This window comes from uncultured Cardiobacterium sp. (assembly GCF_938028825.1).
Taxonomy (GTDB): Bacteria; Pseudomonadota; Gammaproteobacteria; order Cardiobacteriales; family Cardiobacteriaceae; genus Cardiobacterium.
On sequence record NZ_CALIZP010000047.1, the window covers coordinates 16437 to 30672 of the forward strand.

Annotated in this window: 8 protein-coding genes; 3 read left to right on the forward strand and 5 right to left on the reverse strand. The window is 57.3% G+C overall.

The window, feature by feature from the left end; genetic code table 11:
- Window positions 1-126: 126 nt before the first annotated feature.
- From menA to truB, 5 genes are all read right to left on the reverse strand, one after another.
- Window positions 127-1014, reverse strand: coding sequence for a 1,4-dihydroxy-2-naphthoate octaprenyltransferase (menA, locus tag Q0562_RS07385; RefSeq protein WP_298643117.1), 888 nt, complete (start codon window positions 1012-1014; stop codon window positions 127-129).
- 16 nt (window positions 1015-1030) lie between these two features.
- Entirely contained in the window at window positions 1031-1504 is a 474-nt protein-coding gene (locus tag Q0562_RS07390) for a tRNA (cytidine(34)-2'-O)-methyltransferase (RefSeq protein ID WP_298643118.1), read from the reverse strand.
- A 3-nt stretch (window positions 1505-1507) separates the two neighbouring features.
- Entirely contained in the window at window positions 1508-2839 is a 1332-nt protein-coding gene (locus Q0562_RS07395; RefSeq protein ID WP_298643120.1) for an MATE family efflux transporter, read from the reverse strand.
- On the reverse strand, window positions 2836-3600 hold the full coding sequence (locus tag Q0562_RS07400; RefSeq protein ID WP_298643122.1) for a DUF815 domain-containing protein: 765 nt from the start codon (window positions 3598-3600) through the stop codon (window positions 2836-2838). Before Q0562_RS07400 ends, Q0562_RS07395 begins: the two co-directional genes overlap by 4 nt.
- Before the next feature lie 75 nt (window positions 3601-3675).
- Window positions 3676-4578: a tRNA pseudouridine(55) synthase TruB gene (gene truB / locus Q0562_RS07405; protein ID WP_298643124.1), complete on the reverse strand. Its 903-nt coding sequence runs from the start codon at window positions 4576-4578 to the stop codon at window positions 3676-3678.
- 99 nt (window positions 4579-4677) lie between these two features.
- Between truB and mfd the strand changes: the two genes are divergently transcribed.
- From mfd to Q0562_RS07420, 3 genes are all read left to right on the forward strand, one after another.
- A complete protein-coding gene (gene mfd / locus Q0562_RS07410) occupies window positions 4678-7944 on the forward strand; it encodes a transcription-repair coupling factor (protein WP_298643125.1) in 3267 nt (1088 codons plus the stop codon).
- A 649-nt stretch (window positions 7945-8593) separates the two neighbouring features.
- Window positions 8594-9397 carry a hypothetical protein gene (locus Q0562_RS07415; protein WP_298643126.1) on the forward strand — a complete coding sequence of 268 codons (804 nt, stop codon included), beginning with the start codon at window positions 8594-8596 and terminating at the stop codon, window positions 9395-9397.
- 81 nt (window positions 9398-9478) lie between these two features.
- Complete coding sequence (locus Q0562_RS07420; RefSeq protein WP_298643128.1) at window positions 9479-14164, forward strand: putative Ig domain-containing protein; 4686 nt, start codon at window positions 9479-9481, stop codon at window positions 14162-14164.
- Window positions 14165-14236 lie beyond the last annotated feature (72 nt).

The window sequence follows — 14236 nt, forward strand, 5'->3', positions numbered from 1 at the left end:
CGGCGGTTTTCGTCCTGCACATGGACGCCCCACAAGCGGGGAGGGATTCCGGTCGGGCAGCGCCCGTGATGCCGGTGGCGCAGGCGGCGCTCTACGGAAGCCTGCATGTCCGCCGCCCGGCAGGCGCTACAAACACAGCCCCACGCTGAACAGCACGTTCATCCCGCAGGCGCAGCAAACGATGCGTTTCAGTTCGACGCCGGCGGTCATCTGGTCGGCGGCGCGGTGCAGGGCGCGGGCGTGGGTGCTCACCAGCGGCAAGAGCAGCAGCCACAGCAGGCTGGTGTAGGCCTGGCTCAGCAGGGCATAGGTGAGGTAGCAGCAGCCGGCGGCACTCAACAGGATGTACTGGAACTGTTTGGCGCGCGCGAAGCCGAGTTTGACGGCAAGGGTCTGCTTGCCGGCGATGCGGTCGCTGGTGATGTCGCGGATGTTGTTGATGTTGAGCACGGCGGCGGCGAGCAGGCCGCAGGCGGCGGCGGGCAGGAGCAGGGTGGGGTGGAGGCTGCCGCTTTGCAGGTAGTAGCTGCCGAGAACACCGAGCAGGCCGAAGAAGGTGAAGACGCTGATTTCACCGAGGGCGTGGTAGCCGTAGGCGCAGCGGCCGACGGTGTAGGTGATGGCGGCGGTGATGGCAAGCACGCCGAGGCCGAGGAAGGCGAAGAAACCGCGCCAGTCAAGTGCGCTGACGCTGAGCAGGGCGATACCGAGGACGAGGCTGGCAAGGGTGCAGGCAGCGAGCAGGCGGCGCATGTAGGCGGGGCTGACTTCCCCATTTGCGGTGAGGCGACGCGGGGCGCTGGCGGGGCGGGCACGGTCAGTGCCGCGGATGCCGTCGCCGTAATCGTTGGCGATGTTGGAGAGGATTTGCAGGGAGAGGGCGGTCAGTAGCGCGAGGATGAAGACGAGGGGATGCCAGGTGCCGTCGTGGTAGGCGAGCGCGTTGCCGCAACAGATGACGGCAAAGGCGAGCGGCAGGGTGCGCGGGCGGGCCAGTTGGATGAGTGGGCTCATGTGATTTTCTTGCGTTTTATAAATTTGTAGTGGTATCGGCGGGCAAATTCTGCCTTATCGCCTCGTAAAGCACAATTGCGACGGTGTTTGAGAGGTTGAGGCTGCGCGAGGTTTCCTGCATGGGCAGGCGCAGTTTCTGCGCGGGATCAAGCGCGGCGTGGATGTTTTCCGGCAAGCCCGCCGTTTCGCTGCCAAAGAGAAGGATGTCGTCCGCGCCGAAGCGGGCGTTGTAGAGGCCGCGCGTGCCTTTGGTGGTGAGCGCCCACAAGGTTTGCCCGGCGGTGGCGGCGCAGAAGGCGGCCCAGTCGTCGTGGTGGCGGATGCGGGCGTATTCGGCGTAATCGAGGCCGGCGCGGCGCAGGCGGCGGTCGTCCCAGACGAAGCCGAGCGGGTGAATCAGGTGCAGGATGGCACCGGTGTTGGCGCAGAGGCGGATGATGTTGCCGGTGTTCGGCGCGATTTGCGGTTGGTAGAGGGCGATATGTTGCATGGTTTAGCGGGGTTGAGCGGCAGCACGGCGGGCGGTGAGGCGCAGGACGATAAGCCAGCAGACGGGCGCGACCAGCACCGCTTCAGCCATCTGCCCGCTGATAACGCCGCGCGCGCCGAAGTAATGACCGCCAAGGGTAATCAGCGGCAGAGAGCCGCAGATGAAGCAGGCGAGGTTGGCGGCGGTGGCGTAAAACGGGCGGCCCAGGTTGTTGTACGCAGCATTCATGAAGAAAATCATGCCCTTGCAGCCGTAGAGCAGGGCGATGCCGCTGCAAAAATAGCGCAGCAGCGCCGCCGCTTCGCCGCTGAGAGTAAACCAGCCCGGCAAGGTGTCGCGCGCGGCGAAGAGCAGCAGACAGACGGTGGCGGTCACGGCGAAATTGAAGACAAGTGCGTTATATAAAGTCTCGCGCACACGGTCGAAGCGGGCTGCCCCCGCGTTCTGGCCGACAATCGGCGCGACGGCGGCAGACAGCGAGAACAACAGGGCAAAGCCGAGCGGCACCAGGCGCATGATGACGGCAAAGGCGGAAACGGCGGCATCACCGAACTGCGCCATGCTGCGCGCGGCGTAAGCGGTGGCAATCGGGCTGGTGAGGTTGGTCAGCATCGCCGGAAAGGCAATGGCGGTAATGGCGGGAATATCGGCGGCGAGCAGATGTGGCGCCAGCGGCGCGCGCAAGCGGTAGCGGCAGAGCAGGCAGTACCAGGCGACCGCCGCCATCACCGCCTGCGCGCATACCGCCGCCAGCGCCGCACCGTGCAGTCCCCAGCCCAGGACGAAGATAAAGACAGGGTCGAGCGCCGCCTGCGTCAGCGTCGCACTTAGGCTGACCAGCATGGCAAGCCGCGCGCTGCCGAGGGCAAACAGCGTCGCCGTACCGCAGTTGCCAAGCGACAGGAGCGGCAGACCGGTCAGGACAATACCGAGATAACCGCTGGCAAAGTGCAGCGTCTCGCCCGACGCCCCGACCCAGGGCAGCACCGTGCCCCGCCCCAGCCACACAGCGGTGGCAATCGTCGCCATTAGCACAAACGACAGCAACGACAGATTAAAGGCATAACGCGCCGCGCGCTGCTCGTTGCCGCTGCCAACCGCCTGCGCGACCAGCGCCGTGGTGGCAATGCCGAGGGCGATCGCAATCGCGCGGATAAAAAAGAGCGCAGCGGCGGAAAAGCCGACCGCCGCCACCAGTCTGGCATCGCCCAGGCGGCTGATGAACAGCACATCGACGAAATCGACGACGAACGTCGCCATGATGCCGACACTGCGCGCGGCGGTCATCGACAACAAATGCCGCCACAGGCCGCCTTCGGCAAAAACTGCCTTCACGACAGCGCCTGTGCGCACTGCGCGGCGACGCGGGCACTGCGCGAACCCTGGGCAAGGGCAAACTGCAACGCGCGCTGGCGCTCGTCCGGCGACAAATCGCGCCCCAGCCAGTGCGCGACCGTCGCCAGAAACTGCGCCTGATCAAGCGGATGAAAGGCCAGACGCAGCCCGAAACGTTCCGCCAGCGACACCTGCTCCTCCACATCCTCCTGCGGGTGCAGGGCGCGGTCATCGCGGTGAAACTCGGCAAGCAAATGGCGGCGGTTCGACGTCAGGCAAATCAGCACATTCGCCGCGACGCCGCCAAGCGCGCCATCCAGCACCGCTTTCAGCGCACGATAACTGCCGTCATCCGCACCGAAGGACAAATCATCAATAAAGACCACAAACGGTGAGGGCGCCTGCGCCAACGTCCACAACAAAAACGGCAAATCCGGTAAATCATCGCAGGCAACCTGCAAACACTTCAGCCCGCGCGGGCGGAAAAAAAGCAACGCGGCGCGCACCAGCGACGACTTCCCCGTGCCGCGCGCGCCCCAGAGCAGCGTGTGCTGATACGGCGCGCCACTGAGAAAACGCTCGATATTGGCGAGAAACGCCGCCTTCTGCGCCTCAATGCCGAGCAGGTCATCAAGGGCGACATCGTCGCGCAGGGCGACCGGCACCACATGCGCCTCGCCCTGATAGCGCATACGGACAAACATATCGCCAACGGCAAAAATATCGAGCAGACGGGCAGCGACGGGATGGGAAACGGACATAGTAATAAGCAGGTGGGAACGAAAGGCGCGAATGATACTGCAAGCGGTGGAAAAGCCGGCGGTGCCGCGCACTCCTCAGCGGTCGGGCAGGGCGCAGAGGCGCAGCGGGTAGATGCGGCCGTCCTTGCCGAGGCCGACGCCGATGAAGATGTCGTCAATATAGAGGGCGTATTCGCCGCCAGCGCTGGCGCAGGCGATGTCGTTGCCGTTACGGATGAAGCGCTGCTTGGCGGCGGGGATGTCGAGACGCGGCAGATGCGCGGTGCAGGTATCGAGCGGCAGCAGGACGCGCTGCATCGTCGCTGCGTCGCCGTTTTCCTGCCAGGCGCGCAGGGTGGCGAGCGCCGTCATGTCGTGATGACCCGCGACGGCGAGGCGGCGCAGGGCGGCGGTGTGCCCGGCGCTGTGCAGGGCGGCGGCGAGGTCTTGCAGCAGGCTGCGGATGTAGGTGCCTTTGCCGCAGCGCACGCGGAAGCGGGCGCTATCCGCCACGGCGGGGTCGGGGCCGAGGTAGTGCAGGGCGTGGATGGTGATGGGGCGGGCGGCGAGTTCGGGGGTTTCGCCGCGTCGGGCGAGGTCGTAAGCGCGTTTGCCGTTGATTTTCAGCGCGGAGTAAGCGGGCGGAGTTTGTTGTTGGCTGCCGCTGAAGCGGGCGCAAAGGGCAGCCCAGTCCACGCAGTCGAGATTGGGCACGGGCGCGTGGCGCGTCGGCGCGCCGGTGCAATCGCCGCTGTCGGTCTCGTAACCGAAGGCGAGGGTGGCTTCGTAGGTTTTGTCGCCATCGAGATAGTAGCGGCCGAATTTCGCCGCTTCGCCGAAGAGGACGGGCAGCAGGCCGCTGGCGAAAGGGTCGAGGGTGCCGCCGTGTCCGGCTTTTTCGGCCTGATAGAGCCAGCGAGCTTGTTGCAGGGCGCTGTTGCTGCTGATGCCGACGGGTTTGTCGAGCAGGAGGACGCCGTGGATTTTTTTGCGTGCCATGAATTGCGGGGGTGGGGGTGGCCCGCTACTGTACCGCCGCCCCGCCTGCCCCCACAAGCGCAGGCGCTATAATTGCGCGCCCCACGAACACGCACCGCCATGAACCCCCTTTTCCTCCCCTACAACCTGCACCGCCACCTCTCCGGCAAACACGTCCACCTCCTCATCGCTGCCGATGCCCGCCAGGCCGAATACTGGTACCGGAACCTCAAATACTGGACGAATGACGCCGCGCACCTCTACTGGTTCAGCGACTGGGAAACCCTGCCTTACGACCAATACACCCCGCATCCCGACCTCATCGCCGAGCGCCTGCGCGTGCTTGCCGAACTGCCGACGCGCGAACGCGGCGTTGTCGTCACCAGCGCCGCCGCACTCAGCCAGCGCCTCTGCCCGCAGACCCATCTCGACCGCTATGGCATCCATCTCAGCGTCGGCGACCGCCTCAAACGCGACGACCTCATCCACCGTCTCGAACAGGCGGGCTACCAGCACACCGTCCACATCACTAGCAAAGGCGAATACGCCGCGCGCGGCAGCATCATCGACCTCTACCCAATGAACGCGCCTGACCCCATCCGCCTTGAATGGTTCGATGATGACATTGACAGCATCCGCACCTTCGCGGTGGACAGCCAGCTCACCCTCGAAAAACACCCGCACATCAGCATCCTGCCGCGCAGCGAAATTGACCTCTCCGACGCTGGCCGCGTCTGCTACCGCCAGAACGCCCGCCTGCACTACGGCGAAAAAATCACCAACAGCCCGCTCTACCGGCAAATCAGCGACGGCCAGACCCCGCAAGGCCTCGAATACTACCTGCCGCTTTTCTACGACGAAACCGCGACCCTCTTCGACTACCTGCCCGCGCACAGCCGCTACATCGCCTGCGACAACCTCGCGGACACCCTCGCCCAACACGCCGCCTGGTGCGAAAAACGCTACCAGCGCACCAACCCGTTACGCGAAAACCAACTCCTGCCGCCCGCCGCACTGTGGCTGCCACCGGACGAAGTCCTTGCCAAGCTCGCGCGCATCCCCACCCACCCCTACCCTGAAAAAGCCACGCCCATTGACATCCACGGCAGCGCCGCCGAACGCGAAGCGCAGTGGCTCGCCCTCGCCAAACACAGCAACGACATCACCATCCACTACCCGACGAACGGCGTGCGCGAACAATGGCAAGAACGCCTCGGTGCCTACCCCGCCATCACCCACACCGTCAGCCCGAACCGCCACAGCTTCCGGGACGGCGACACCATCCACCTCGCCGAAGCCGACCTGCACACCAGCCCGCCCGCCACCGACTACCGCCGCCCGCCCGGTCGTGATCCGGCCAGCCTCATCCACAACCTGCACAACCTCACCCCCGGCACCGCCGTCGTCCATGCCGACTACGGCGTTGGCCGCTACCAGGGCCTCACCACCCTCGAAGAAGGCGGCGACGAACTCATCCAGATCGACTACGCCAAAGGCGCCAAACTCTACGTCCCCACCACCGACATCGACCTCATCAGCCGCTACGGCGGTGCCGATCCGGACAACGCCCCGCTGCACGAACTCGGCGGCAAACAATGGCAAACCACCCGCCGCAAAATCCGCGACAACCTGCACGACACCGCCGCCGAACTCCTCGCCCTCTACGCCAAACGCGAAGCAACAAGCGGCATCATCATCCCCCATGACCCTGCCGCACAAGCCGCGCTTGCCGCCGAATTCCCCTACACCGCCACCCCCGACCAGCAAAGCGCCATTGACGCCGTCCTCGCCGACCTCGCCAAAGCACAGCCGATGGACCGCATCATCTGCGGCGACGTCGGCTTCGGCAAAACCGAAGTCGCCGTGCGCGCCATCCACGCCGTCGCCAGCGCTGGCTACCAGACCGCCCTCATCGCCCCGACCACCCTGCTCGCCGAACAGCACTACCACAACCTGCAAGACCGCTTCGCCAACCACCCCATCACCATCGACAACATCAGCCGCTTCAAAAGCGCTAGCGAGGCCAAAAAAGCCATCGAACGCCTCAAAGCGGGGCAAACCGACCTCATCATCGGTACCCACCGCCTCCTGCAAAAAGACGTCGCCTTCCACAACCTCGGCCTCGTCATCATCGACGAAGAACAACGCTTCGGCGTCCGCCACAAAGAAAAACTCAAAAGCCTCAGAAGCGACACCAACCTGCTCACCCTCACCGCCACCCCCATCCCGCGCACCCTCAACCTCGCCCTCAGCGGCCTGCGCGACATCAGCATCATCGCCACCCCGCCCGCCGGACGACAAAACATCCAGACCATCCTCAGCGAATGGGACATCGACACCATCACCGACGCCTGCGAACGCGAACACCGCCGGGGCGGGCAGACCTACATCCTGCACAACGACATCGACAGCATCGAACGCATCGCCCGCCTCATCCAGGAACACCTGCCCGAGCAACGCATCGCCATCGCGCACGGGCAAATGCGCGAACGCGAACTCGAACACATCATGCAGAACTTCCAGAACCGCCATCACGACATCCTCATCGCCACCACCATCATCGAATCCGGCATCGACATCCCCAACGCCAACACCATCATCATCAACCGCGCCGACAAACTCGGCCTCTCCCAACTGCACCAACTGCGCGGACGGGTCGGGCGCAGCCACCACCAGGCCTACGCCTACCTCATCATCCCCAACTGGAACACCCTCGGCAAAGACGCCCAACGCCGCCTTGACGCCTTCACCACCCTCGACAGCCTCGGCGCGGGCTTCCTGCTCGCCAGCCAGGACCTCGAAATCCGGGGCGCGGGCGAAATCCTCGGTGACGAACAATCCGGCCAAATCCAGCAAATCGGCATCAGCTACTACCTCGATCTGCTGGAGCGCAGCATCGCCGCCCTCAAAAACGGCAGCGGCGACATCGAGCTGGACGCGCCGCGCATCACCATCGAACTCGGCGCGCCCGCACTCCTGCCCGCCGACTACATCTACGACCCGCAAGAGCGCCTCGACCTCTACCAGCGCCTCGCGCAGACAAAAGACGAAGCAGGACTTGGCGCCATCAGCGCCGAACTCACCGACCGCTTCGGCAAACAGCCGGAAGCGGCGAAAAACCTCATCAACCGCACTCGCCTGCGCCTGCAAGCCGAACCACTCGGCGTCGAGCACATCAGCCTGAGCGAAACCGAAACCCGCATCCGCTTTGCCGACCCGATCCGCATCAACCCCGAACCGCTGCTTACGCGCCTGCAAACCGACCCGCACCGTTACCGCCTGAACGGCAACACCGCCGTCACCATCCACCACCCCGACGGATCCGCCCTCAACGACCGCCTCGCCGCACTCGAACAACTGCTCGCCGACATCACGCCGGAGGGCTGAAGCCCGCCGGGCGGCATGGGCCGCGCATGAAAAACCCCGCTTGCGCGGGGTTTCTTGTTGCGGGCATCACCCGGCTGTCATCATGCCAATCACAAGAAATATAGTGATTTCATCTAAGAACATGACAGCTAAATATCGTCATTCCCGCGAAAGCGGGAATCCGGATTTATTTATATAAATCAATATATTCTTGTTCTGTTTACTTGAATTCCCTACCTACGGCAGAAATAATGATTCTGTACTATTTCCAGCTTGATTCACTATATAGCTAATGTTCTTAATCCTTCACCTCGTACACGACAAAAAAAGCCCCTCCCCCAATGGGGGAGGGTTGGACAAACCGCAAAGCGACAAAACCCTACTGCTCAATGTCGCTTGGAAGCCCGGCAATCACGCCGCTTGACGCGAACCCAGCAACCACGCCGCCCAGTAATCCCGTCGCACATCCAGCCTATCGATAAATAAAACCAAATGAAAAAGGAATTTATGCAAGAAAAAACAATTAGACTACCGTGCGGCAGATAGACTACGATTAGCTCATGTTGAAGAAGGGATACTAACCTATGGATAATATATTGAGAGCATACTTATCTCACCTGAAGGAGACGAAAATTGCTGGGAAGTTATCGGTTCTTATGGAGAATACCCTATGAAATATGGCAGAAATATCGGCGTGTTCATCCTTTTCTTATTCACGATTTTAACTGCTTCGGCACAAGACGAAGGGAAAAAGGATGCAGTGCCTTACAAAGAACTGAAAAAGCATATCCCCGCTGAATGCAAAGGGCTGCATAAGGTGAAGGATATTGATGATTTGATATTGCAGATGTACGAAAATCTGGATAGTCGTTGTCTCTTTATAGTTCCCGATAATGTGTTGGAAAAAACCTGGGGCATACCCGTGCTGGATTATGACACAGATGCCAAAAGCGAAGCATCCATAAAGAGAGCAAAAGAGATTGAGGGTGATATTGATGATGGTACCAACGATGTCATTTACGCAAATCGTTTCCACGACTGTTATCAAGGCAGAATGATGTGTTTTATAATTAACACCACTACTCACTATGAAAGGCTTTTGCCTGAAGCCAGAATCCTTACGGGCTCAATAGATAAAGGGGAGTTCCCTAAATTATTACCTTTGCCCCAAGTCATCCGGGATCAGCCTAAGTACGATGAGTTTAAAATACGTGAGCAGCAGGCAAAAAATGGCATATATAAAAGGATCAAAGGTTCGCCGGCAGCACACGGGGCGCCGTACAATGGACTCAAGTTATACATACCGTCCCCGACCTCTTATGACGTCCATTCCTTGTATTATTGGCTGAATCATGACAAGAGTGATGATAAGCTCGTACTAATGCTAGAAACAAGTTACTTGCCATTGGTTAAAATTTGTCTTGTTGATTCTGCAAAAATTTTAAAGGATAAAGAACTATTTTTTTTCTGTTAAATTAGGAGAGACTACATAAATAACAAACCGCTCGTATCGTATGGTCCATATCCAGCAAACGCCACGCTGAGTTCACTTGTTATGACGGAGTTTCGTAAAGCGTTTGAAGGGGCAAGGATTTCCTTTGATTTAATTCAAAAATCTCCAACCTTGGTAGGGATGCTGAATGATTTTGCAAATAAAGGCGGAAAAATTAAATATGATGCTAAACTTAAGACAAGCTTGTATCTTGATGGCGTCGTTACCCTGGCTGAGGGAGTAGCCATACAGACTCTGGCGCATGAAGTTGGTCATGGTATTGGGAAATATCAGCAATATGGCAATGATAAAACGGCAGCCAATTATGCCTTGCAGATGACAGTAGCTGAAGCAGAAGCTTTTTTTTATCAATATGTAGTCGCCCGTGAACTCACAGAAAACGGTGCAGGTAATTTTGGGTTTAGTTATAAGAACAGTCTTAGAACTTGGGAGGATAATGCAACTGGAATTTTGCAAGATGCACATGGAAACCCTATTCCTAAAGACAAGGCAATTAAAGATATTGAGACTATTATCAAAAGAGAAATACTAAATAATCCGATTTATCTCAAAGACCGTAGTAATTTCGATTATTCTCAGGCCTTTATAAAACTTGCGGAACGTAGTGGTGTCACATTTTCAAGTGGATGGCAAAGCCCCGAGAATATGGAATTGACTTATGACGAGCTTAGTAAACTGGAGATTTTAGCAGACGATAGTGATAGAAAGCTAAAAAATTCATACAAAGAAGCCATGTCTTTGGTATATCCTGGCGAGAGCAATGATAGTGTAGAGCTTTTTAAAATCGAAAATTCTGGTCTTGCTTATGCAAGCAATAGAAGTACGTATCATATCAGATCATTAACCAACAGGGCTAATAATTTCTATGGTGACCCAAGTAATGATGACATAGTTGAAACTATTGTAAATCATCATGAAGGTGGCACGCCGCTTGCCAAAAAGACAGGTAATGGAGACCTGCTGTATGGCGGCGGTGGGGAGGATATTATTATTGGTAACTCCGGCTATGACATTATCTTGGGTGCTACGGGTAAGGATATCTTGGACGGCAGGGGAGGTAATGACGTCCTCAGTGGTGGCGAAGATCATGACATCTATTATATCAAGGATAAAGACATTGTTATTGATAATGACCTGGATGGCGAAATCTTCTTTGGCACTAAGGATGATGCAGAGCGGGTTCAGTACTTTATAAAAAAAGACGATAACACATGGTATAGCTCAGATGAAGATGGCAAAAAAGATGATAAGTTTGCCGCTTATCGAGTGGGAAATGATTTAAAAATATGGTCTCTCAGTAACCCTGAAGATATTGCCGTTATCAAAAAATATTTTCGAGCAGACTTAAATAGTCAAAACGAGAATACAAAAGCTTGGACAGGGGAAGGGAGAGGTTCTCTGGGTCTGAAAGTCGTTGAAGAAAAGAAAGAAGAGCCCCAACAACCCGAAGAAATCAAATGGGATCCCGATCACAGCAGTGACAATACCTTCTACTCTTATGATGCCGGTGGTGCTTCTTCCGGAGTACGTGTACGCGGCAGTGATTCGGCTTCTTCACAATTTGCGGGCAGTGCTTATGCCGATATTTTTGCGACCGGTAACGGCAAGCTGCATTACGTCAATACCGCCGGTGGTGATGATACGGTTATCGGCGGTCAAGGCCGCGAATTTGTCAGAGCCGGTGACAATAAACATGTATCCCCGAATGCGGATAATAAATGGCGTGACCGCGATATTGTCTCCGGCGGTCCCAATACCGACATTATCAGCGGTGGTGGTGGTAATGATACGTTGTGGGCAGATGAATATGAAAACTATACCTATAATATTCCCGTGCCTTATGGCAAGAATGACTGGCGTGGTGACTGGATTAGTGGTCAATACAATAATGACACCATCCATGGCAGCAACAGGGAAGATTTGCTCTTTGGCGGCGAAGGCAATGACACCATTTCCGGCGGTGCCGGCAAAGATATTATTTTTGGCGATGCCGATTATTTGCCTACTTCCCGTCCAACCATGCTGGAAGGCAAAGAAGTCAACTGGGGAACGAACTCGACATACGGTGCCGGTGTCGGCATTCCCGACCACATGACTTTTGAATGGGAAAAAAGGAGTAACCCCATCCAACCGGAAAAGGAAGGGGAATATGCAGATTTTGGCGAGACGCGTATCGTGCTGAAAAAAGGCATTCGCTGGCGTGTCAAAAATCATGAACAGATTGATGCCAAAGGCAGCTATGACGACACCATTGATGGTGGCGCGGGTAATGACCGGATAGATGCCCAGCGTGGTAATGACACCATCACCGGCGGCACGGGCAGCGACTATATGCACGGTGGCAAAGGGGCGGATAGCTATCTTATCCGCCGTGCAGACCTGCGTCCCGAGGAAGATGGCGATGCCGTCCCCACTGACACTATTGATGATGACGGCATGGGTGAGCGGGTATCCAATGGCAGTCCTGATGCCGTTTATCTGGACGGGCAAAATATGGCTACCATGCAATGGGTGGGTGATGGCAACGACAAGATTTGGAACACCGCTGATGGCTGGCGCATCAGCTACAGCGGCTCGACCCTGCAAATCTCGCATAAAGACGAAGCCGGCAAAATCAACGTGCTGAACTTCGCCAACGGCGATTACGGCCTGCATCTCTCCGGTCTGCCGGACGGCGGCGATAACCCGCCGCAACCGGATGATCCCAATCCGCCGACGCCGCCCACTCCACCGACCACAAAAAGACCGCCGCAGGCAGGCAAAGCAGTCGCTGCGCAGAGAGTGGACGAAAAAAGCCCGCTCAATTTCGCCTTGCCGGATAATGCCTTTACCAATCCCGACAACGTAGCCCTCAGCTACACTGCCACCCTCGCCGACGGCAAAGCCCTGCCCGAATGGCTGCACTTTGACGCAGAAAAACGCATTTTCAGCGGCACGCCGGACAATGACGACGTGGGCAATCTCTCCATCCGCGTGACTGCGAATGACGGCAAAGGTGGCAGTGCTGCGCAAGACTTCGCGCTGGAAGTGGTGAACGTCAACGACGCGCCGCAGGTCGGCACGGCACTGGCCGAACAGCAGGGTACGGGCGGCAAACCGTGGCAATACCGCCTGCCGGCGGATGCCTTCCGCGACATCGACAAAGGCGACACGCTAACCCTCAGCGCGAAATTGGATAATGGTCAGCCGCTGCCCTCATGGCTCAAATTCGACAGCAAAACCGGACAATTCAGCGCTACCTTGCCAAAAGAAGCCAAAGCCAGCACCTACCGCATCGCCGTAACCGCGACCGACAAAGCGGGTGCGCAAGCGAGGCAGGCGTTTAATCTGACGATAGCCGCCGTGCCCCTCAACCGGATTCAGGGGACAGTGGGCAATGATAATTTGCAGGGCACGGATGGCGCAGACCACATCAGCGGAAATGCCGGTAATGACCGACTGGATGGCAAAGATGGCAATGACATTATTGAGGGTGGACCTGGTCATGACTCGCTCGCCGGCGGAAAAGGTGATGATATTTACCGTTTCAGCGGGCAATTCGGTAATGACGGTATTTATAACTTCGATATTGCTAATTATGACTACCGTACTGATCGCTGCGATATTATTGAATTTACCGACCGCAAGCGCAGCGATGTCACTATCATGCGTATCGGGAATAATTTATCGCTGCGAACCCAGGATGGGCAGAGTGTTGCGGTATATGACAATTTCTCCAATAAAGGAAAAAACAGTCATTACATCAACTTTATCCGTTTCTCGGATATGACATTATCTGCCGACGATATCAAAGCCATATTGCAAAATGGCACTTCCGACGATGATCACCTTTATGCCAAGCCTGAAGGTAGTGTGCTGTATGCCGGTGCCGGTAATGACACCATCATCGGCAATATCGGCAACGACAACCTTTTTGGTGAAGAGGGTAACGATACATTGAGCGGCAATGCGGGTGACGATTATCTGCGCGGCGAAGATGGTGATGACAAGCTCTACGGCGATGCCGGAAAAGATTTCCTTGATGGCGGCGACGGGAATGACAAATTGTACGGCGGTGCAGATAATGATCGTCTCTTCGGCGATAGCGGCAACGATGCGCTATTTGGCGGCGATGGCGATGATGACCTCGATGGCAGTTTGGGTGATGACCTGCTTTATGGTGAAGCGGGTAATGACAAACTGTTTGGCAGTATTGGCAATGACACCCTCAATGGCAGCGAGGGCAATGACAAACTATCGGGCTATGAAGGTAACGATATTTACCGGTTTGATGGCGATTTTGGACAAGATATTGTTCAAAACAAGAGTAATCAAAATATGCTGTTCGGCAGCCAATACGACCGCATTGATTTCACAGATCTGCAACAGCAAGACCTGATTTTCCGCAGGGTCGGCGACAACCTGCTGCTTGTCAGTAAAAAACGTGCCAACAATCAGGTCACGGTATTGGATCATTTCCGCGATAACGGAAAAACCGCCGCGCGCATTGATGAAATCCGCTTCGCCGACGGCAGTACGCTGGATTACGACGCGATTAACAAGCTGGTGCAGAGCAACAATAACCCACCGCGCGCCAACCTCGTGCAAGACCGCTATGCGGCGGAAGCCGCACGGCAGGCACAGGTGCTGACGCAGGCGATGGCGGCATCCGGCGCGCAACCGCTGGATAACCTGATGACGCCGGATAATCCGCCGGTGCCGCCGCTTTTGCCGAATCTCAAGCCGTAATGGCGGAAGCAAGCGACCCGTAAGGGTCGCTTCGTTTTTTCGCTTGCCCTTGCCACTGCCCGCCTTTTCCCC

Excerpts from the sequence above, each read along its gene's own strand:
- Q0562_RS07415 (WP_298643126.1), top strand. The coding sequence starts at position 8,594 with ATGAAATATGGCAGAAATATCGGCGTGTTCATCCTTTTCTTATTCACG.
- menA (WP_298643117.1), bottom strand. The coding sequence starts at position 1,014 with ATGAGCCCACTCATCCAACTGGCCCGCCCGCGCACCCTGCCGCTCGCC.
- Q0562_RS07420 (WP_298643128.1), top strand. The coding sequence starts at position 9,479 with ATGACGGAGTTTCGTAAAGCGTTTGAAGGGGCAAGGATTTCCTTTGAT.
- mfd (WP_298643125.1), top strand. The coding sequence starts at position 4,678 with ATGAACCCCCTTTTCCTCCCCTACAACCTGCACCGCCACCTCTCCGGC.
- Q0562_RS07390 (WP_298643118.1), bottom strand. The coding sequence starts at position 1,504 with ATGCAACATATCGCCCTCTACCAACCGCAAATCGCGCCGAACACCGGC.
- Q0562_RS07400 (WP_298643122.1), bottom strand. The coding sequence starts at position 3,600 with ATGTCCGTTTCCCATCCCGTCGCTGCCCGTCTGCTCGATATTTTTGCC.
- truB (WP_298643124.1), bottom strand. The coding sequence starts at position 4,578 with ATGGCACGCAAAAAAATCCACGGCGTCCTCCTGCTCGACAAACCCGTC.